General features: G+C 74.6%; 16 protein-coding genes. 11 read left to right on the top strand and 5 right to left on the bottom strand.

Annotated elements, in window-relative coordinates:
• Positions 1 to 4 precede the first annotated feature (4 nt).
• The 5 genes from AB0D10_RS04765 to AB0D10_RS04745 all read left to right on the top strand — a co-directional run bounded on the left by AB0D10_RS04765 (position 5) and on the right by AB0D10_RS04745 (position 5,736).
• The gene (locus AB0D10_RS04765; RefSeq protein WP_360251253.1) at positions 5 to 1,207 is read left to right on the top strand and encodes a cupin domain-containing protein; all 1,203 of its coding nucleotides are present in this window, start codon (positions 5 to 7) and stop codon (positions 1,205 to 1,207) included.
• Positions 1,204 to 2,148 (top strand): hypothetical protein, encoded by a 945-nt coding sequence (locus AB0D10_RS04760; protein ID WP_360251250.1) that lies wholly within the window; start codon positions 1,204 to 1,206, stop codon positions 2,146 to 2,148. Before AB0D10_RS04765 ends, AB0D10_RS04760 begins: the two co-directional genes overlap by 4 nt.
• The gene (gene fahA, locus AB0D10_RS04755; protein ID WP_360251247.1) at positions 2,145 to 3,365 is read left to right on the top strand and encodes a fumarylacetoacetase; all 1,221 of its coding nucleotides are present in this window, start codon (positions 2,145 to 2,147) and stop codon (positions 3,363 to 3,365) included. Before AB0D10_RS04760 ends, fahA begins: the two co-directional genes overlap by 4 nt.
• A 316-nt stretch (positions 3,366 to 3,681) precedes the next feature.
• Positions 3,682 to 4,764, top strand: a complete 1,083-nt coding sequence (locus tag AB0D10_RS04750) for an enoyl-CoA hydratase/isomerase family protein (protein ID WP_360251244.1) — start codon at positions 3,682 to 3,684, stop codon at positions 4,762 to 4,764.
• Between the two features lie 186 nt (positions 4,765 to 4,950).
• On the top strand, positions 4,951 to 5,736 hold the full coding sequence (locus AB0D10_RS04745; protein WP_360251241.1) for an enoyl-CoA hydratase: 786 nt from the start codon (positions 4,951 to 4,953) through the stop codon (positions 5,734 to 5,736).
• Between the two features lie 124 nt (positions 5,737 to 5,860).
• Here the strand turns inward: AB0D10_RS04745 and AB0D10_RS04740 are convergent, their stop codons facing one another.
• Complete coding sequence (locus AB0D10_RS04740) at positions 5,861 to 7,789, bottom strand: NAD-binding protein (protein ID WP_360251238.1); 1,929 nt, start codon at positions 7,787 to 7,789, stop codon at positions 5,861 to 5,863.
• A gap of 152 nt (positions 7,790 to 7,941) precedes the next feature.
• On the opposite strand from AB0D10_RS04740, the gene AB0D10_RS04735 reads away from it, so the two are divergent.
• Positions 7,942 to 8,541, top strand: a complete 600-nt coding sequence (locus AB0D10_RS04735; protein WP_360251235.1) for an HdeD family acid-resistance protein — start codon at positions 7,942 to 7,944, stop codon at positions 8,539 to 8,541.
• Between the two features lie 131 nt (positions 8,542 to 8,672).
• Here the strand turns inward: AB0D10_RS04735 and AB0D10_RS04730 are convergent, their stop codons facing one another.
• Complete coding sequence (locus AB0D10_RS04730; protein WP_360251232.1) at positions 8,673 to 9,311, bottom strand: DUF6461 domain-containing protein; 639 nt, start codon at positions 9,309 to 9,311, stop codon at positions 8,673 to 8,675.
• A gap of 142 nt (positions 9,312 to 9,453) precedes the next feature.
• Positions 9,454 to 10,992, bottom strand: a complete 1,539-nt coding sequence (locus tag AB0D10_RS04725; RefSeq protein WP_360251229.1) for a CoA transferase — start codon at positions 10,990 to 10,992, stop codon at positions 9,454 to 9,456.
• A gap of 282 nt (positions 10,993 to 11,274) precedes the next feature.
• Between AB0D10_RS04725 and AB0D10_RS04720 the strand changes: the two genes are divergently transcribed.
• Positions 11,275 to 11,958, top strand: a complete 684-nt coding sequence (locus AB0D10_RS04720; RefSeq protein ID WP_360251758.1) for an N-acyl homoserine lactonase family protein — start codon at positions 11,275 to 11,277, stop codon at positions 11,956 to 11,958.
• A gap of 69 nt (positions 11,959 to 12,027) precedes the next feature.
• Here AB0D10_RS04720 and AB0D10_RS04715 read toward each other — a convergent pair whose 3' ends face one another.
• On the bottom strand, positions 12,028 to 13,395 hold the full coding sequence (locus tag AB0D10_RS04715) for a cytochrome P450 (protein ID WP_360251226.1): 1,368 nt from the start codon (positions 13,393 to 13,395) through the stop codon (positions 12,028 to 12,030).
• A gap of 275 nt (positions 13,396 to 13,670) precedes the next feature.
• On the opposite strand from AB0D10_RS04715, the gene AB0D10_RS04710 reads away from it, so the two are divergent.
• Positions 13,671 to 14,579 carry a hypothetical protein gene (locus AB0D10_RS04710; RefSeq protein WP_360251223.1) on the top strand — a complete coding sequence of 303 codons (909 nt, stop codon included), beginning with the start codon at positions 13,671 to 13,673 and terminating at the stop codon, positions 14,577 to 14,579.
• Between the two features lie 332 nt (positions 14,580 to 14,911).
• Here AB0D10_RS04710 and AB0D10_RS04705 read toward each other — a convergent pair whose 3' ends face one another.
• Complete coding sequence (locus AB0D10_RS04705) at positions 14,912 to 15,229, bottom strand: zf-HC2 domain-containing protein (protein ID WP_360251220.1); 318 nt, start codon at positions 15,227 to 15,229, stop codon at positions 14,912 to 14,914.
• 55 nt (positions 15,230 to 15,284) lie between these two features.
• Between AB0D10_RS04705 and AB0D10_RS04700 the strand changes: the two genes are divergently transcribed.
• The 3 genes from AB0D10_RS04700 (at position 15,285) to AB0D10_RS04690 (ending at position 19,018) form a co-directional block, all read left to right on the top strand.
• Positions 15,285 to 15,848, top strand: a complete 564-nt coding sequence (locus AB0D10_RS04700; protein WP_360251217.1) for a sigma-70 family RNA polymerase sigma factor — start codon at positions 15,285 to 15,287, stop codon at positions 15,846 to 15,848.
• A 347-nt stretch (positions 15,849 to 16,195) separates the two neighbouring features.
• Positions 16,196 to 17,569, top strand: a complete 1,374-nt coding sequence (locus AB0D10_RS04695) for an MFS transporter (protein WP_360251214.1) — start codon at positions 16,196 to 16,198, stop codon at positions 17,567 to 17,569.
• 33 nt (positions 17,570 to 17,602) lie between these two features.
• Positions 17,603 to 19,018 carry a cytochrome P450 gene (locus AB0D10_RS04690; protein ID WP_360251211.1) on the top strand — a complete coding sequence of 472 codons (1,416 nt, stop codon included), beginning with the start codon at positions 17,603 to 17,605 and terminating at the stop codon, positions 19,016 to 19,018.
• Positions 19,019 to 19,138 lie beyond the last annotated feature (120 nt).

The following is a 19,138-nucleotide window of genomic DNA, read 5'->3' as shown; positions in this document are numbered from 1 at the left end:
GGAGATGGCGTACTACCGGCAGCTGGGCAGCATCCCGCCCAAGCGACACACCCAGCACCGCACTCCCGAAGGCGGCCTGTACTACGAGGAGTTGATGGGCGAGGAGGGGTTCTCCTCGGACTCCTCGCTGCTCTACCACCGGGGCATCCCCTCGGCCGTCGTCAACGCGGTGCCGTGGGAGCTCCCGGACCAGTCCACGGTGCCCAACCATCCACTGCTCCCCCGTCACCTCAAGCTGCACGACCTGTTCGCGGGCCAGGAGTGGAAGTCCGCGGACGTCGTGAGCAGCCGTCAGCTGGTCCTCGGCAACGGCGACGTGCGGATCTCGTACGTCGCCGCCGGGGCCCCCAGCGAGCTGTACCGCAACGGACTCGGCGACGAGTGCGTGTACGTGGAGTCCGGCTCGGGCACGGTCGAGACGGTGTTCGGCTCGATCGAGGTCGGCCAGGGCGACTACGTCATCATCCCGCGCGCCACCACCCACCGCTGGGTGCCCGCCGGTGACGAGCCGCTGCGCGCGTACTGCATCGAGGCGAACAGCCACATCACCCCGGTCAAGCGCTACCTCTCCAAGTACGGCCAGCTGCTGGAGCACGCGCCGTACTGCGAGCGGGACTTCCGCGGGCCGGTCGGCCCGCTGGTGGTCGACGCCCCCGGGGACGTCGACGTGCTGGTCAAGCACCGTGGCCCGCACGGGGTCTCGGGCACCCGCTACACCGTGCCGCACCACCCCTTCGACGTGGTCGGCTGGGACGGCTGCCTCTACCCGTACGCCTTCAACATCCGGGACTTCGAGCCGATCACCGGCCGGATCCACCAGCCGCCGCCGGCGCACCAGGTGTTCGAGGGCAACAACTTCGTGATCTGCAACTTCGTCCCGCGCAAGGTGGACTACCACCCGCTGTCGATCCCGGTGCCCTACTACCACGCCAACGTGGACAGCGACGAGGTCATGTTCTACTGCGGCGGCGACTACGCGGCGCGCAAGGGCTCGGGCATCGGCCAGGGGTCGATCTCGCTGCACCCCGGCGGGCACACCCACGGGCCGCAGCCGGGCGCGTACGAGCGCAGCATCGGCGCGGAGTTCTTCGACGAGCTCGCCGTCATGGTGGACACCTTCCGCCCGCTGGAGCTCGGCGAGGGCGGCCGGGCGAGCGAGGACGACAACTACGCCTGGACCTGGGCCGGTCGGGGGCCCGGGCGATGAACGGCCTGCCTCCGGGGGGTGTCATCCCCGAGCTGTTCCACGGGCTCTTCGACGACGCGGCGGTGTTCCCGCCGGGGAACCTGCCGGTCGCCGAGGCGGTGCCCGCGCACCGCGTCCATCGCGCGGCCTGGTACGCCGAGGCGGTCGGCCCGCTTCTCTGCGGGGCGGGCCGGCTGGGCGAGCTGGCCGCGGCGGTGGACGCCGGCCCGGCGGTGACGGCCGCCGCGGGCGGTTCCGCGGAGGCGGGCGGTCCGGCCGGCTCGGGCGGTCCGGCGGGGGCGGGCGTCGCGCCGCTCAGGGTCGGGCTGGTGCTGCCGGGGGGCAGCGCCGAGCTCGCCGGGGCGCTCGCCGCCGCCGCGCCGTTCGGACTGGCCGGCGTCGAACTGGCCACCCGGGACGCCGCCGAGGCGGTCGCCGCACTGGACCGACTGCTGCCGCCGGACGTCCCGGCCGCCGTCGAGCTCCCGCGCGAACTCCTGCGCGGGGACGACCTGGAGGCCGTCCTGGACGTGCTGGTGGACAGCCCGTACCGGGCGAAGTTCCGCACCGGCGGCCTGGTCGCCGAGGCCTTCCCGGACGAGGCGGAGCTGGCCGCCTTCCTGACCGGCTGCGCGCAGCGCGGACTGCCGTACAAGTGCACGGCGGGACTGCACAACGCCGTCCGGCACACCGACCCGGAGACCGGGTTCGAGCACCACGGCTTCCTGAACGTGCTGCTGGCCGCGCAGGAGACCGACCCGGCCGCAGCCGTAGCGGTGCTGGCGGAGCGCGACGGCGAGGCCCTGGCCAAGGCGGTGCACACACTGACCGATCGTCAGGTTACCGTGATCCGCAACTCGTTCACCGCCTTCGGAACCTGCAGCATCGCCGAGCCCCTGGGCGACCTGGCCGCGCTCGGCCTGCTGTCGTCGCCCACTCCACCGCACCAGGAGGACCGTTGACCACCCCCCGCAGCTGGCTCGCCAGCGCCCAGGACTCGCCGTTCGGCGTGCACAACCTGCCGTACGGCGTCTTCACCGCCGCCGACCAGCCCGGTCGGCGGCGGATCGGCGTGCGCGTCGGGGACTTCGTGCTGGACGCCGGGGCGGCCGCCCGCGCGGCCGGCGCGCCCTCGGCACTGCTGGAAGCGGACTCGCTCAACCCGCTGATGGCGGCGGGGCGTCCGGTCTGGACCCGGGTGCGGGCGGACCTCACCGGGTGGCTCACCGACGAGTCCTTCCGCGAGGCGCTGTCGCCGGCGCTGCTGCCGGTGGACGAGGTCGAACTGCACCTGCCGTTCCAGGTCGCCGACTACGTCGACTTCTACGCCTCCGAGCACCACGCCACCAACCTCGGCCGGATCTTCCGCCCCGGCTCGGAGCCGCTCACGCCCAACTGGAAGCACCTGCCGATCGGTTACCACGGACGGGCGGGCACCGTCGTGGTCTCCGGCACGCCGGTGGTGCGGCCGCACGGGCAGCGCAAGGCGCCCGCCGACCCGGCGCCCACCTTCGGACCCTCGCGCCGCCTGGACATCGAGGCCGAGGTCGGCTTCGTCGTCGGCGCGCCCTCGGAGCTGGGCCGGCCTGTCACGCTGGACGACTTCCGCGAGCACGTGTTCGGCGTCTGCCTGCTCAACGACTGGTCGGCGCGCGACATCCAGGCCTGGGAGTACGTGCCGCTCGGCCCGTTCCTCGGCAAGTCCTTCGCGACCTCGATCTCGCCGTGGATCGTCCCGCTGGACGCGCTGCAGCACGCCCGGGTCACGCCGCCGGCGCGCGACGTCGAGCCGCTGGCATACCTGGACGACCGGGGCGGCGAGCCGTGGGGCCTGGACCTGGCGATGGAGGTCCGGCTGAACGGGCACCTGGTCTCCCGCCCGCCGTTCGCCGGGATGTACTGGACGGCGCAGCAGCAGCTGACCCACATGACCGTCAACGGCGCCTCGCTGCGCACCGGCGACCTGTTCGCCTCCGGGACGGTCAGCGGGCCGGAGCCGGAGACCCGGGGTGCGTTGATCGAGCTGACCTGGAACGGCGAGGAGCCGCTGAAGCTCCCGGACGGCACCACCCGCACCTTCCTGGAGGACGGCGACGAGGTCGTCATCACCGCCACCGCGCCCGGGGCGGGCGGCACCGTGGTCGGGTTCGGCGAGGTGACCGGGCGGGTCCGGGGCTGACGACGGGCGCCCATCCCCGACGGATGGCCGGCGGCAAGCGGCGGGTGCCGGATGACGGGTGACAGATAACAGATGACGGATGACAGCTGACAGATTTCATCATCTGTCAGCTGTCATCCGTCTCCCCGGGATCCGACCGCTCCCTCCCTCACCCTCCCGCGCTCCGGCGGCGCTCCCGGGCGCAGCCCCCGTTCCGGCCCGGTGATCACAACTCCGCACCGCCCCCGGTACGGTGGGCGTCGGCAGCGGACAACGGAGGACGGCGGACGTCGCGCGACGGCGGACGGACCTCACGAAGGGGACGGGAGCGGGCCCGATGAGCGCAGAGGTGGCGGAGGTCCAGGCATTCCTGGACGGCGGGGTCGGACGGATCGTGCTGAACCGGCCGCGGGCGCTCAACTCACTGACCCACGGCATGATCACCGCCGTGCGCGCGACCCTGGACGAGTGGGCCACGGACGACCGGGTGCGCGTCGTCGTCCTCACCGGCGCGGGCGAGCGCGGACTCTGCGCGGGGGCCGACATTCGCGCGATGCACGACGACGCCAAGGCCGGCGGTGCCGGCACCCGGGCGTTCTTCCGCGACGAGTACCGGCTGAACGCCCTGATCGCCCGCTACCCGAAGCCGTACGTCGCGGTGATGGACGGCATCACGATGGGCGGCGGCGTCGGCCTGTCCGCCCACGGCGCGGTCCGGATCGTCACCGAGCGCTCCACCGTCGCGATGCCCGAGACCCGGATCGGGCTCGTCCCGGACGTCGGCGGCAGCCGCCTGCTCGCCCACGCCCCGGGCGAGTTGGGCATCCACCTCGGGCTCACCTCGGCCTCGATGGGCCCGGGCGACGCACTGCTGTGCGGGTTCGCGGACCACTTCGTGCCCTCGGCGCGGATCCCGGAGCTCCTCGACGCCCTCGCCCGTGGCACCGACCCGGCCGCGTCGGCCACCGGCCCCACCACCGCCGACGTCGACGCCGTCGTCGCCGCGCACGCCGAGCCCGCGCCGCCCGCCGCCCTGGCCGAGCAGCGCACCTGGATCGACGCCTGCTACGCGGCCGAGACCGCCGAGGAGATCGTCGAGCACCTGCTGAACTCCGGTGTCCCGAAGGCGAAGGAAGCCGTCGAGCTGATCCTCGCCAACTCCCCCACCGCCGTGAAGGCCGCCCTGGCCGCGCTGCGCCGGGCCCGTACGCTCCCCTCCCTGGAGGCCGTGCTCGACCAGGAGTACCGCGTCTCCTGCGCCGCGCTGGACGGCCACGACCTGGTCGAGGGCATCCGCGCCCAGGTCATCGACAAGGACCGCAACCCCCGCTGGGAGCCCGCCGCGCTCGCCGGGGTGACGGCGGTCGACGTCGCCCGCTTCCTCGCCCCGCGCGAGGGCGACGAGCTGGGCCTGGCCTGACACCCCGGGGCGGGCGTTCCACCGCCCGACCGTGCGGCCACGACGCCGGCCCCGGCCCGCCCTCACCGGGCTGGTGACCGGCGTCTCGCATATCAAGACTGGCGCGGACCAGGGCACGTCGTAGATCGTTGGGTGGTCAGGGCGCGCCCACACGGCGCCGAGCAGCGGACATGGGAGTCGACGGCGATGACCGAGACCGAGACCTACGAGACGATCCTGGTCGAGCGCAAGGGCCGGGTGGGGCTGATCACGCTCAACCGGCCCAAGGCGCTGAACGCGCTGAACACCCAGCTGATGAACGAGGTGGTCGCGGCCGCCACCGCCTTCGACCGGGACCCCGAGATCGGCTGTCTGGTGGTCACCGGTTCGGAGAAGGCCTTCGCGGCCGGCGCCGACATCAAGGAGATGCAGGGCAACCGCTTCCCGGACGTCTACCTGGACGACTGGCTGGGCCCGTGGGACCGCTTCGGCGCGCTGCGCAAGCCGGTCGTGGCGGCGGTGGCCGGCTTCGCGCTGGGCGGCGGCTGCGAGCTGGCGATGATGTGCGACATCCTGCTGGCGGCGGACACCGCGAAGTTCGGGCAGCCGGAGATCAAGCTCGGCGTCATCCCCGGCATCGGCGGCTCGCAGCGGCTGACCCGGGCGGTCGGCAAGGCGAAGGCGATGGAGCTGTGCCTGACCGGCCGGATGATGGGCGCCGAGGAGGCCGAGCGGGCCGGCCTGGTCTCCCGCATCGTCCCCGCCGACCAGCTGCTCGCCGAGGCCCTGGCCACCGCCGAGACCGTCGCCGCGATGTCCACCCCCGCGGCGATCATGCTCAAGGAGAGCGTCAACCGCTCGTACGAGACCACCCTCGCCGAGGGCGTCCGCTTCGAACGGCGGCTCTTCCACGCGGCCTTCGCGACCGCGGACCAGAAGGAGGGCATGGCGGCCTTCGCCGAGAAGCGGCCGCCGTCCTTCACCAACAGCTGACGGCCCGCGGCTGACGGATGACGGATGACCGTCGACGGATGACAGCTGACAGATTTCAGATGATGAAATCTGCCAGCTGAAATCTGTCAGCTGTCATCCGTCGCTCACCGGCTGTTCGCCGCGGTCATTCCTCCACCGCCGCCTCTACCGCCGCCTCCACCTCCGCGGCGTCTTCCCCGATGCCTTCCCCGGCCGCGCCCGTGACCGCAGCCGTGACCGCGGCCGCGGCCGCCTCCGCGTCCTCCTCCAGCACCACCGTGTTCAGCCGGGCGAGCCCGCTGCGGGTCGCGGCGACCACGATCCGGTCGCCGGGCGCGAGCTGCCGGGTGCGGTCGGGCAGACCCCACTGCAGCTGCGCGCCGCGGGCGAAGCGGACGGCGATCACCCGGACTCCGCCCGGGTCCTCCAGGTCATGCCGGTTCAGGCCGATCAGCCCGCTGCCGTCCCCCGCCACCAGCTCGGCGATCAGCAGCACGTGCCGGAACACCGACAGCGTCCCGCGCACCTCGCGCCCCATCAGCGCCGCCGCGAAGGCGGGTGCGGCCAGGTAGGACACCGACCGCGAGGCCGCGTTGTCCAGCGTCTTGTAGAAGTGCCCGGCGAAGTCGTCGTCGAACAGCCGCACCACCACCCGGACCTCGGGATTGCCGTGCCGCGCCTCCAGCGCCGCCTCCAGGTTGGTGGCGTCGTCGCCGCTGACGGCGACCAGCGCCCGGCTGTGCTTCAGCCGGGCCCGGCGCAGCTGCTCGTCGAACGGGCCCTCGCCCATCACGACCGGGATCCCGAGCGCCCGGACGGCGGCGACGCCGCGCGCCTGCGGGTCCCGCTCCATGCAGACCACGGGCACGCCCAGGTCGTGCAGTTGGGTCGCGACCCGGGTGCCGACGTTGCCGAGCCCGACGACGATCACGTGGTCCCGGGTGCCCGCTCCCGGGTTGCGCGGCTGGCCGCGCCGTCCGGACCCCAGCACCTCGACCGCGATGGCGGTGGCGACCGGCGCGAAGGTGATCCCGCAGATGGTGATCACCACCTGCGCGACCCGCTGCCAGATCCCGCCGGTGCCCGTCCCGGCGGCGATGTCCGCGAGCTGGTCGGGCTGGGCGGCGCCGGCCAGGTCGAGCAATGAGATGTAGACGGTCCAGCCGAAGTTGCGGTTGAGGTACCAGAGCACGCCGAAGGCCATCAGGACGGCGGCGAGGGCGGTGAGCAGCACCAGCCGCATCCGGGCGCTGGTGAAGAAGCGCATGGTGTCGAGCAGTCGCCAGCGCAACCGCCGCCGCCAGTCGATCGGTTCCCGTGGCTCGATCCGCAGCACCTGCAGCGCGGCGGTGCCGCCCGATTCCTCTTCCCCGGGGGCGGCCGCGGATTCCGGTTCGCGCCGCACGCCTCCCGGGCGGACCGGCCCGTCGTCGCCGAACTCGCTGGCGAGCCGGACGAATTCGGCCGAACCGCCCTGCTGTTCGGGCAGCAGCCGGATCTTGCTGAGATCCTGCCGGTCGATCTGGTCGGCGACCACGCAGACCCGGTCGGAGGTGATGGCGTCATCGAAGGCGATGTGCAGGTACCGCCCGTCGATCTCCACCGAGTTGGGGCGTCCGAGGGCGGCGGCGGCGAACGCCGGGGCCGCCGTGGCCGATCCGGAGAGCGCGGCACCGTTCTTGAGCAGCCGTTCGATGTTCTCGCCGAGGCGCTGGTTGAACATCCGGAACACGATCCGGATGTCCGGGTTGTGGTTCTGGGCGCTGAGCGCGGCGTGGATGTTCTCCTGGTCGCTGCCCTCGACCAGGGCCAGGCCGCGGGCGGTGCCGATGGACACCGCGCGCAGGGCCTCGTCGGTGATGCTGGTGTACTCCACGACCACGGCGACGCCGTCGAGTTGCTCGATCCGCGGCGCGTGGTCGCGGGTCCGGTCGGCGACCAGGACGACGACCGGGACCTCGTAGTGTTCGACGAGTTCCAGGATCAGTCGGTGTGCCAGCGCGTTGCCCCCGCAGACGATGTAGTGCTGGCTGATCGGCTCGACCGGAGGGGTCCCCCACCCTTCAGAAGTCATACCGCCGGATGCTATCGACCGTGGGTGGCCGGAGGATGTCATTCCGGCGACCGGGGCGGATCCCCCGAACGGCCGTATCCGACACGCGCCGCGGCGGCGGGACGGAGACGCTGGGGTTCGACTTCTGCCCCTGCCCGAGGAGTGACGCCACCGTGGTCTCACCGATCATCAACCCCGACGGTTCCCCAGTCCAGGGCCCGCTCGGCATGCTCGCCAAGGCCGCCTGGCAGGTCCTGCTGGTCGCCGGACTCGCCTCGCTCGCCCTCGGGATCGTGGTCTTCTCCTGGCCCGAGGAGACCCTGATGGTGGTGGGCGTGCTGTTCGGCCTCTACCTGCTGGTCATCGGCATCGTGCAACTGGTCGCCGCGTTCGGCACCCACGCCACCACCGCGCTACGGGTGCTGGCCTTCATCAGCGGCGCGATCTGCGTGCTGCTCGGGCTCCTGTGCTTCCGCAGCGCGGCGCAGTCGGTGCTGCTGCTCGCGATCTGGATCGGGATCGGCTGGCTCTTCCGCGGCATCACGCAACTCTTCGCCGCGATCTCCGACCCGCTGATGCCGGCCCGCGGCTGGCAGGCCTTCGCGGGCGTGGCCAACACGCTGGCCGGCGTCCTGCTGATGGTCTGGCCGGTCGGCTCGATCACCGCGCTGGCCGTGCTGGCCGGCTGCTGGCTGGTGATCCTGGGCCTGATCGAGATCGTGACGGCGATCCGGCTGCGCAGCCGCGCCAAGGAGATCCCGTCGGGGGTCTGAGCGGAGCACCTTCGAGCACCGTGCCGGTTCGAGCACCGTGCCGGTTCGAGCACCGTGCCGGTTCGAGCACCGTGCCGCTTCGACCACCGCGCCGCGGAGGCCGCGCCTCCGGCCGGAGCCGCCCGCCGCCGTCACGGACGCGGGGCGTACCCGAGCCGGAAGGTGGCGGCCTCCAGCCGTTCCGCGTCCAGGCGGACCTCGGTCAGCCGCTCGGCCAGCGCGAACGCGGCCTCGGTGTGCAGCCCGTTCCGCTCCCCGGCGAGGTCGAAGCCGCAGGCCGTCAACAGCTCGGGGATGCCGGTGGCGTCGGCGTCCGAGCCGTGCCGCTGGTCGGCGAAGAGCGGCTCGAAGTGGAGCCGGCAGCGCCCGTGCTCCCACCAGTGGAAGCTGTCCTCGGCGTTGACGTTCCGGAAGTGCGAGACCAGCCGGGTGCCGTCGGTGAGCCGGGGGACGACCTCGTGGAGGCCGCCGAGGTAGCCGTACGGCTCGATCGCGAGCGCCCAGCCGTCCAGCTCGGTGACGGCCACGAGCAGCCGGTCGTCGTCCTCGCCGAGCAGGGCCTCGGCGTCCTCGTCCTCCCCGTCGTCGAAGACCTCCCAGGCGGTGACCACCGCGTCCAGCCCGGTGACCTCGCGGCCGGACAGGGCGTCGAAGCGGCGCAGCAGTTCGTCGGCGGAGATCCCCTGGACGTGGGTGAGGCAGTAGGCCTCGCCCAGCACGGGGTAGCGCTGCTCGAACCAGGCGTAGTCGGTGGCGTGTGCGGTGGTCATGCCCCGATGATGCCGGACCTCACCGACACCACCGGTGCCGGGCTGCCGGGGCCCGCCTGCTCGGGACCGGCCCGCGTGCTCGGAACCGGCCCGCGTGCTCGGGACCGGCCCGGTGGGCGGAACCTCCCCCGGGCCGGTGGGTTCAGAGCCAGACCGGCTCGTCCGTCCCCCACCGCCCGGGCGGGCGGGCCCAGTCGACGGGCGCGCCCGCGTAGCCGATCGGCGGCAGGGCGTGCCGCAGCCGCCCGTACGCGGAGTCGGTCTCGACGAGCCACCTCGCCGGGTCGTAGGACTCCTGCGGATCGTTCGGCCCGTGCGGCTCCTGCAGCCCGTGCGGCTCGGATTCCTGCCCCGGGGTCTCCCGGGGGATGCCGTGCAGCAGCCAGGAGGCCGTGCCGGCCAGGGAGAAGCGCAGGTGGCGGCCGCCGGGAGGGCGGGTGCGCTGGTCGGTGAGGGCGCGCAGGACGGCGGCGGCGATGAGGTAGCCGGTGCCGTGGTCGAGGGCCTGGGCGGGCAGCACCCCGGGGCGGCCGTCGGGTGCGGCCTCGTGGGCGGCGATGCCGACACCGGCCTGGACCAGGCTGTCGAAGCCCCGCCGTGCGGCCCACGGGCCGGTCCAGCCCCAGGCGCAGATCTGGGCGACGACCAGGTCGGGCCGGCGGGCGAACAGTGCCTCGGGGGCGAGGCCGTGGGTGTCGAGGGCGCCGGGGCGGTAGCCGGTGACGACGACGTCGGCGGTGGCGAGCAGTTCGTCGAGGACGGCGCGGTCGGCGGGCTCGGCGAGGTCGAGGCGGGTGGAGCGCTTGCCGAAGCCGGTGTCGGCGTGGGCGTCCTCGGCCTCGGGCAGCCGGGGCGAGTCGACGCGCAGGACGTCGGCGCCGAGCAGGGCGAGGGTGCGGGTGGCGACCGGCCCGGCGATCACCCGGGTGAGGTCGAGTACCCGGACCCCGGCGGCGGGCCGGTCCACCGGCGCCGCGCCGAGCGGGCGGGCGCCGGCGCCGTCGGCGGCAGGGGCCGAGCCGACGGCACCGGTGGTGCCGACCTCCAGGTGCTCCACCAGGGGGTGCACGGCCCCGCTCACCGGCGCGACGGCCACCGCGAGCGCCCCGGCCGCGTACGCGCGCTCCTGGACCTGCTCGGCCGGCAGCGCGCCGAGGACCTCCGCGAGCTGCTCGGGCCCGGCGTCCGCGGCGAGGCCGAGGGCGGCCAGCAGCCGGGTGCGGTGGTGCTGATAGTTGGCGTGGGTCCGGACCCAGCCGTCGGCGGTGCGCCAGAAGCCGGAGTACGGGGCGAAGCTGACGGGCGTACGGCCGTCGACCGTCAGGTGCCGCTCGCTGACGAAGGCGGTGGCGACCGCGCCCTGGTCCACCCGGACGTCGGGGACGGCACCGCCGCCACGGAGGGCGGCGAGCTCGGCGGCGGCGAGCGAGCAGACCGCCACGGTCGCCCGGGCAAGGCGCCGCACCGGCAGTCCGGAGGGAAGGACCTCGTCCGGGCCCTGGAAGCGCACCCGTTCCAGCAGGTCCACCGGCCCGCCGAGGGCCGCCCAGGCGTCGGCGGTGGGCCGGTCGGCGACCTGGCCGGTGGCGTGGCCGGCGGCGTGGCCGGCGGGACGGTCGGCGGCTCCGCCCGTGGCGTGCACGGAACGGGTGGGTTCTGCGGGCAGCGGACGATCAGTCATGTCCGGCATTGTGCTCCCCTTCCCGGCCGCCCGCCGTGACGCCCGCCACTGGCGTCGACGGTCCCGCCGGAGCCGCTGCCGGCAGTTCCGCCGGGACCGGTGCCGACATGCCCGACGCGGTCGCGGTCGCGGCCCCGAACGCCGGGGACGCCGCGCTGCCCGAGGCCGTCCGGGGCGACCGACCGGGGCCGCCGGCCGACGGGTAGGGTGCCAACCGGGGGTCGGCGTGGCCGCCCGTGGGGCAGAGCGACGCGCAGCGACCAGGGGGACGACGTGCAGGTGATCCGCCGGCTCGACCTGGGGTACTTCGTCCGGCCGGCCGCCGAGGTGGGCGGCCCGGAGCCGCGGGTGGAGCCGGTGCTCGCGTACCTGGTCCGACGCCCGGAGGGACTGCTGCTCTTCGACACCGGGATCGGCGGCGGCGAACCGGAGACCGAGGCGCACTACCGCCCGGTCCGCCACCCGTTGCCGGAGGCGCTCGCCGCGGCTGGGGTCTCCCTCGCCGACATCGACCTGGTGGTCAACTGCCACCTCCACTTCGACCACTGCGGCGGGAACCCGCTGTTCGCCGGCACGGCCGTCCTGGTCCAGGCGGGCGAGCTGGCCGCCGCCCGGCGCGGCGGCCACACCATCGACGCGCTGGTGGACTTCCCCGGCGCCGACTACCGCGAACTCGACGGCGAGGCGGAGGTCTGGCCCGGCGTCCGGGTGCTGCCCACCCCCGGCCACACCGAGGGCCACCAGTCGTTGCTGGTCGACCGTCCGGGCGGCCCGGTCCTGCTCGCCGGCCAGGCGTACGACTTCGCGTCCGAGTACGGGCAGGCGCTGCTCGCCCGGCAGGCGGCGCGCGAGGGCGTGGCCGCGCCGCTGCCCGGCTACCGGCCCTGGCTCGACCGGGTGGCGGAGCAGGGGCCGCGCCGGGTGCTCTTCGCGCACGACCACGCGGTGTGGGAGCCGGGCGAGTAGCCGCACCGGAGGCCCGGGAACGGGTTCCGGGAGGCCCGGGAACGGGTTCCGGGAGGCCCGGGAACGGGTTCAGAAAGCGAAGCGCAGCGAGCGGACCCGGTGGTCGAAGCTGGACGGGACGAGCTCCGGCTCACCGACCGAACGGGCCTCGGGCAGCCGGGTGAACAACTCACGGAACAGGGCCGTCATCTCCTGCCGGGCCAGGTGCGCGCCGAGGCAGTAGTGCGGGCCCCCGCCGCCGTAGCCGAGGTGGGGGTTGGGCGTGCGGGTGATGTCGAAGGACTCCGGGTCGGGGAAGACCGACTCGTCCCGGTTGGCGGAGCCGTAGAACAACGCGACCTTCTCGCCCGCACGCAGCAACGGACCGCCGGGGCCGCCGAGTTCGTGGTCGACGGCGACGGTCCGGTGGAACTGGATGATCGGCGTGGCGTGACGGACCATCTCGTCCACCGCGCCACCGAGCCGCCCGTCCAGGTCGGTGAGGAGCAGGGCCCGCTGCTCGGGGTGCGCGGTCAGCAGGTGCAGGCCGTGCGCGAGCGCATTGCGGGTGGTCTCGACCCCGGCGACCAGCAGCAGGGTGAAGAAGGCGCCGAGTTCGCGACCGGCGAGCCGGCGGCCGTCCACGTCGGCGGTGACCAGCGCGGAGATCAGGTCCTCGGCCGGCCGGCGGCGGCGCTCCCGGCCGATCCCGGCCACGATGGCCTGCATCCGGGCGAGCGCCCGGAGTCCGCGCCCGGGCGACCGGAGCCGGTGGCGCAACGAGCGGGCCACCCCGATGTCCGCGGACGTGCGGTTCACCAGGTCGAGGATGGCGCGGCGCGGCCGCTCGGGGATGCCCATCATGGTGCAGATCACCTGGAAGGGGAGTTCGGCGGCGACCGCGGTCACGAAGTCCTCCGGCCGCTCCCGCTCGATCCGGTCGACCAGGGCGACGCTGATGCGGCGGACGTCCTCCTCGACCCGGCCGAGCAGCCGCGGGGTGAACGCCCGCGAGACGATCCGGCGCAGCTGGGCGTGGCGGGGGTCGTCCAGGTTGACCATCGAGTCGCCGAACAGCAGCCGGACCCAGCGGGCCGGGGCCGGGGTGGTGACACCGGGACCGCTGAGGAAGACGGCGGACGTGCGGCTGGCCTCGACCACGTCGGCGTGGCGGACCAGGGCGTGGAAGCCCTTGCCGGTGGCGCGGTCGCCGAAGAACACCGGGCCGGGCAGGCGGCGCAGTTCGGCGAAGGCGGCGGCGCGCTCGGGGGCGGGCAGCCGCCAGAAGCGCGGGTCGGCGAGGTCGGTGGTCCCGGTGGTCCCGGCTGATTCTGCAGGCCGGGTCGTGCCGGCGGCTGCGGCGGGAGTGCCCGGGTCGGCCGGGTCAGCCGAATCGGACGGCTCGACCGGCTCGACAAAGTCGGCGAAGGACTCCGTGACTTCCGTCGGGGTCTCCAAGGTCGGACCTCCCTGCTGCTGGACGACACCGCTCCGATACGCACGCAACGTATCCACTCGCGCACATCTAGTGAGCACGCGGTGAGTGCTTGTCAAGCCGCACCGATGGTCGTACGAGCAGCCGTTCGGATCGGCGCACCGGGATCGAGGACGGCCGAGCCGGGCCGGACGAGCTGTCGGCCTGGCCGTCGGGTGAGCGGCCGGGCATGGTCTCACGGGGCGGAACCAGCCAATACCGGAGGGTGCGGCCCGGGCCGAGCGGGGCGGGTGCGACGATGAGTGCCATCGTGATGACCGACCGGATCCGCCTGTTGCGCGCCGTGGTCTTCGCCGCGCTGTGCGTGGCGATGGCTGCCACCGCGCACGTCGCCATGGCCGGATCCGGGGTCTCGCCCACGGTGCTGGCCGGCGCGTTCGGGGCGGTCCTGGGACTGACCTGGCTGCTCGCCGGTGCGCGGCGCGGACTCGGCGTGATCAGCGTCTGGATGGTCGCCGCACAGACCGCACTGCACCAGTTGTTCGAACAGGCCGGGGCGTTCGGCCGCGGTGGCGGCGGTCTCGGCCGGCTCGCCACCACCGACTGGACCTCCCTGCTGCTCTGCAACCCGGACCACGCACCCGGCGGACTCTCGCCGGTCGAGCTGGCACGGATGGCGGGCCTCGACCCGGCCACCCCGCCGGCCACCGGCGGCCTGCGCCCCATGGCGGGGATGCACCACGGGGCCGCGGGGGCGGGCGCCTCCGCCGACGGGGCGGCCGTGGACACGGGCCTGTCGGGGATGGCGGGCATGCCCGGCATGTCCCACCCGATGCCCGGCGGGATGCCCGACGCAACGACGGTCGGCACGGCGCACGACATGGCGGGCGGCGTGGCGGGCGACCTGTCCCACGGCATGGCGCCGGGAATGGCCGTCGCCCACGTGCTGGCCGCGCTGGCGTGCGCGCTGCTGCTGTGGCGCGGCGACGCGGCACTGGTCCGGCTCTTCGACCTGCTCTCCGCGCTCGGCACCGTCCTCGCCGGAGTGCTGCTGCTCCCGCTGCTGGCGCTGTTCGTGCGCCCCCTCGGCCACCGGGCCCCGACACCGCCCCGGCCCGCCGACGACCGGGCCCGGCCACCCCGCTCGGTGCTGCTCACGCACGCCGTCGTCCGGCGTGGACCGCCGGCGTTCGACCTCGCCTGCTGACGCGCCCGCCGCTGCGCTCCCCCGGCCACCTCCGGCCACCGGAACCCCCGCGACGGGCAGGTCGCCCTGCCGTACGGCCGCACCCTCCGCCGCCGTACCGCCAGGGTGCGGGCCCGCGCCCGCCGCCGTGCCACTCCCGTTCCCCGGGAGGTTCGGTGCGCCGCGCGGCTGCCCACGGACGCCGACGGTGCCGCCGTGAACGGTGCCGTCCCCAGCCCTCCCCTCGGGACCTTTCCATGCCTGACTACGACGGCGCACCGGCTGCGGCCGGCGCCACCGTCCTGCCGCTCCACGCCCGGCGGGCCTCCTGGAGCGCGACCGCCGGCCTCGCCCTACGGCCCGATGCGTTCCTGCCCGGCGCTTTCCTGCCGGATGCCCTTCGGTCCGGCGACTTCCTGCCGGATTCCCTTCGGTCCGGCGTCCGCGCGCCCGACGGCCGGGAGCCCGGCCGGCAGGCGGGCCGACCACTCGGGCGACGGCCCGTCGGCGGCGACCGCCCGGACGTGGCCGCTCAGCCGCTCGGCCCGGTCCAGCCAGTCCCGGCAACCCGTGCAGCGCGCGACGTGCTTGTCCAGCCGGGCCTCCGGCAGCCCGCTCGGTTCGCCGTCGAGCCGGGCGGACAGAGCGGTACGGAACTGCGCGCATCTCATAGGACCATCGTCCCGCACAGCCGTCTTGGCGGGACCGGCCGGGTCGGAGGCCGCCGTGGATGACGAGCAGCTCACCGCACTCGCGCTGACCGCCCGCGCCGGCCGGGCCGCGGACGTCGAGGCCTTCGTCCGCGCGACCCAGCGCGACGTCTGGCGCTTCGTCGCCCACCTGACCGACGTACAGTCCGCCGACGACCTCGCCCAGGAGACCTTCCTGCGCGCACTGCGCAGCCTGCCGGCGTTCGCGGGGCGCTCCTCGGCCCGCACCTGGCTGCTGTCGATCGCCCGGCGCACGGTGATCGACCGGTACCGGATGGCCGCCGCCCGGCCTCGCTGCGCGGCGCTGCCGGACTGGCAGGAGGCGGCGGAACGGCAGTGCGGTGCGCCGGAGGCCGGGTTCGAGGACGGCATCGCGCTCGACGACCTGCTCGACCGGGTGCCCGCCCAGCGACGGGAGGCCTTCGTGCTGACCCAGGTGGTCGGGCTGAGCTACGCCGAGGCGGCCGAAGTCGCCGGATGCCCCGTCGGCACAGTCCGCTCCCGGGTCGCCCGGGCACGGGAGGAGCTGGTGGCGCGCCTGCAGGCGGCGGAGGCCGGGGAACTCGCCACCGCCTGCTGAGCGGTGACGCGGCAGCCGACCGACAGGCGCCAGGTCGGCGGTGGGCGGTCGGCAGTCGGCAGTCGGCAGTCGGCAGTCGGCAGTCGGCCGGTAACGACTGACAGATGACAGCCGACAGATTTCGAAATCTGTCAGCTGTCATCTGTTCGCCCGCCGACCGCCGCCCGCCGCCCGAACCCGCCATCCGCCTTGCCGCCCGCCACTGCCACCGCCGTCCACCACCGGGCGTCGCGTCCGAAAAATTCCCCCATGTGTTCGGAACCGGAGCCGTCGCGCCCCCGACTGCTGTACCGGACCCCGCCGCCGAGGCGGTGTCCGCTACCGCAGGACGGGAACGGAGGGACTCCATGGCAGCGCGACAGCCCACGGCTTCCGCATCGCTGACGCCCCATCAGGCCGGGCCCGTCGACCGCTGGAGCCTGGTCGTGGCCGCAGGCCTGCTGTCGTTCGTCGCGATGCTCGACATGAACGTGGTCAACCTCGCGCTCACCGACATCGCGACCGGCCTGAAGGTCTCCCCCGGGGTCGCGCAGTGGGCTGTCCTCGGCTACCAACTCCCCCTCGTCGCACTCCTCCTGCCCGCCGGCCGCTGGCTGGACCAGGTCGGCACCCGGTCCGCGCTGCTGCTCGCGGTCGGGTGCTTCGCCGGCTGCAGCGTGCTGGCGGCCGGCGCCCCGTGGGCGGGCTGGCTGATCGCCGCCAGGCTGCTCCAGGGCGCCTTCGGGGCCGTGCTGTTCGTCCTGATGCCGGTGCTCGCCGCGACGTCCGTGCGGCCCGAACTGCGCGGGCGGGCGATGAGCGTGCCGGCCACCCTCGGCCCGCTCGGCGCCGTGACCGGCCCGGTCATCGGCGGCCTGCTGCTGGACCACCTCGGCTGGCGGGCGATCTTCCTGGTCAAACTGCCGGTCTGCCTGGCTGCCGTCCTGATCGTGCGCCGGCACGCCCCGCGGCGCGGCGGGCTGCGTCCGCCGGACCGGGGTTCGCTCGGCGACGCCGCCCTGATCGGCGGCGCGGTGGCCGCCGTCCTGCTGGGGCTGACCCTGGCACCGACGGCGCCCCTCTGGCTGCTGCTGGCGCTGCCCGCCGTGCCACTCGTCCTGCTGTGGCTGCGCCGCCCCGGCGGCCGGCCGGTGGCCGGGGCGCTGCGGGCCGCCGGCACCGCCGGGGTCAACGCCTCGGTGCTGGCGCTCGCCGCCGGATTCGCAGCCTGCCACTACCTGCTGGCCCAGTACCTGCGCGGCCCCCGGGGCGAGAGCGCCACGGCCACCGCGCTGACCATGCTGGCGTTCCCGCTCGGCATGGTGCTGGCCGGGCGGCTCGGCGGCCGGCTGGCCGACCGCTGGGGCGCCCGTCCGACCGCGCTCACCGGTGCCGCCGTCACCACCCTCGGCCTGGCCCTGCTCGTCCCGCTGGACACCGGCTGGTCCGCCGTCGACATCGCCGCCCGGCTCGCCCTGGCCGGCGCCGGGATGGGCCTCAACGGCGGCCCCACCCAGGCCCTGGTGATGACCGCCTCCCCGCCAGGGCAACTCGCCACCGCCGGTTCCGCCGTCCAGCTCGCCCGCAGCCTCGGCTTCGCCCTCGGACCGGCCCTCGCCACCGCGGCCGCGCTCGCCGGCGACCGCGCCGTCACCGGGACCCGCGCCGGGATCGTCCTGGCCGTCCTGGTCGCGGCGACCGCCGTCCTGCTGCTCGCCCTGCACCGCAGACCCCAGACCTGACAGTCCCCGCGCCGCACCGAAGGACCTTCCCGGATGACCGACCCGACCCCTGCCACTGCCCCGGCCCCGGCTCTTGCCCCGGCCTCCGCCCTGACCCCGGCCCCGGTCCCTGCTCCCGTCCGTGTCGATGCCCCCGACCCGGCGGCGACCGACGACGCCCCACGCTGCCCGTACGGGTACGACCGGCTCCCCTCCCCCGTCCCGCTGTACGGTCCGGCGTACAAGAGCGACCCGTACCCGCTGTACCGGCGGATGCGCGAGGCCGGGCCGGTGCACCGGGTGGAGTTCCCGAGCGGCATCCACGCCTGGCTGGTCACCGGCTACCGGGCCGCCCACGCGACCCTGAACGACCCGCGCCTCGGCAAGAACCACGCGCTGGGCAACGAGAACTGGCGCAGACTCGCGTCGATCATGCCCGAGCCGCAGCACTCCCGCCTCCAGGTCCACCTGCTCCACCAGGACCCGCCCAAACACACCTCGATGCGCCGGCTGGTCCTGGACGCGTTCGCCCCGCGCCGGGTGGAGGCCCTGCGCCCCCGGCTGCGGGAACTGGCCGACGCGCTCGTGGACGAACTGCCCGAGACCGGCGGCGCCGACCTGGTGACCGGCTTCGCGGCCCACTACCCCTTCCGGGTGCTCGCCGAAGTCATCGGCCTCCCGCCCGAGTTGGCGGACCGCTTCGACCGCGACTGGGGAAAGGTGGTCCAGCCCGTCGGCCCGCAGGACCCGGGCCGTCCCGCCTACGAGGCGCGGCTGCGCGGCCTGCAGACCTACATCGCCGACGTCGTCACCCGCAAGCGCGCCGACTGCCGGGAGCCCGGCTGGACGGAGTCCGCGGACCTGCTCGGCCGGCTCGTCGCCGCCCACGACGCGGGCGAGTTGAGCCGCGCGGAACTGGACTCCATGGTGTTCCAGCTGCTCGTCGCCGGTCAGGAGCCGGTCACCAACCAGATCACCACCATGCTGATCACCCTGCTGCGCCACCCCGAACAGCTCGACCGGCTGCGCGCCGGACTCGACGAGCCCGGACTGCTCGCCCGCGCGGTGGAGGAACTGCTGCGCCACGACGCCGCGTTCGAGCTCACCACCTGGCGATTCTTCGCCCGGGACAGCGACCTGTTCGGCACGACCGTCCCGGCCGGCGACTCGGTGATCGTCTCGCTCTGCGCCGCCAACCGCGACGACTCGCAGTTCCCCGGGGCCGACCTCCTCGACCTCGACCGCTCCCCCAACGCCCACCTCGCCTTCGGCCACGGCATCCACTACTGCCCCGGCGCCGCCCTGGCCCGGGCCGAACTCCAGATCGCCATCGGCACCCTGCTCACCCGCCTGCCCGGACTGCGCCCGGCCGAGGCCCCGGGGGACGGCCTGGCGGACCTCGCCTGGATCCCCGCCGTGCTGGCACGCGGAGTCAACCGCCTGCCCGTCGCCTACGACCGGCGCCACTGACCCGGACGCCCCGGACCCGCCCGGACCGGCTCGCCCACCGGGACGGGCTCGCTCCACCGGGACCGGCTCGCCCCGCCCGTACCACCTCGGCGTGCCCGGCAACACCGGCTCCGCCTGCCC

The organism is Kitasatospora sp. NPDC048545, assembly GCF_040651155.1.
In the GTDB taxonomy this organism is placed as follows: domain Bacteria; phylum Actinomycetota; class Actinomycetes; order Streptomycetales; family Streptomycetaceae; genus Kitasatospora.
This window is presented reverse-complemented; position numbering and strand designations above follow the sequence as displayed.

What these genes read in the sequence shown, in the direction of transcription:
- AB0D10_RS04725 (WP_360251229.1), bottom strand. Translation starts at nt 10,992, where the DNA reads ATGACTGATCGTCCGCTGCCCGCAGAACCCACCCGTTCCGTGCACGCC.
- AB0D10_RS04695 (WP_360251214.1), top strand. Translation starts at nt 16,196, where the DNA reads ATGGCAGCGCGACAGCCCACGGCTTCCGCATCGCTGACGCCCCATCAG.
- AB0D10_RS04690 (WP_360251211.1), top strand. Translation starts at nt 17,603, where the DNA reads ATGACCGACCCGACCCCTGCCACTGCCCCGGCCCCGGCTCTTGCCCCG.
- AB0D10_RS04740 (WP_360251238.1), bottom strand. Translation starts at nt 7,789, where the DNA reads ATGACTTCTGAAGGGTGGGGGACCCCTCCGGTCGAGCCGATCAGCCAG.
- AB0D10_RS04765 (WP_360251253.1), top strand. Translation starts at nt 5, where the DNA reads ATGGCGTACTACCGGCAGCTGGGCAGCATCCCGCCCAAGCGACACACC.
- AB0D10_RS04730 (WP_360251232.1), bottom strand. Translation starts at nt 9,311, where the DNA reads ATGACCACCGCACACGCCACCGACTACGCCTGGTTCGAGCAGCGCTAC.
- AB0D10_RS04760 (WP_360251250.1), top strand. Translation starts at nt 1,204, where the DNA reads ATGAACGGCCTGCCTCCGGGGGGTGTCATCCCCGAGCTGTTCCACGGG.
- AB0D10_RS04705 (WP_360251220.1), bottom strand. Translation starts at nt 15,229, where the DNA reads ATGAGATGCGCGCAGTTCCGTACCGCTCTGTCCGCCCGGCTCGACGGC.
- AB0D10_RS04750 (WP_360251244.1), top strand. Translation starts at nt 3,682, where the DNA reads ATGAGCGCAGAGGTGGCGGAGGTCCAGGCATTCCTGGACGGCGGGGTC.
- AB0D10_RS04710 (WP_360251223.1), top strand. Translation starts at nt 13,671, where the DNA reads ATGAGTGCCATCGTGATGACCGACCGGATCCGCCTGTTGCGCGCCGTG.
- AB0D10_RS04745 (WP_360251241.1), top strand. Translation starts at nt 4,951, where the DNA reads ATGACCGAGACCGAGACCTACGAGACGATCCTGGTCGAGCGCAAGGGC.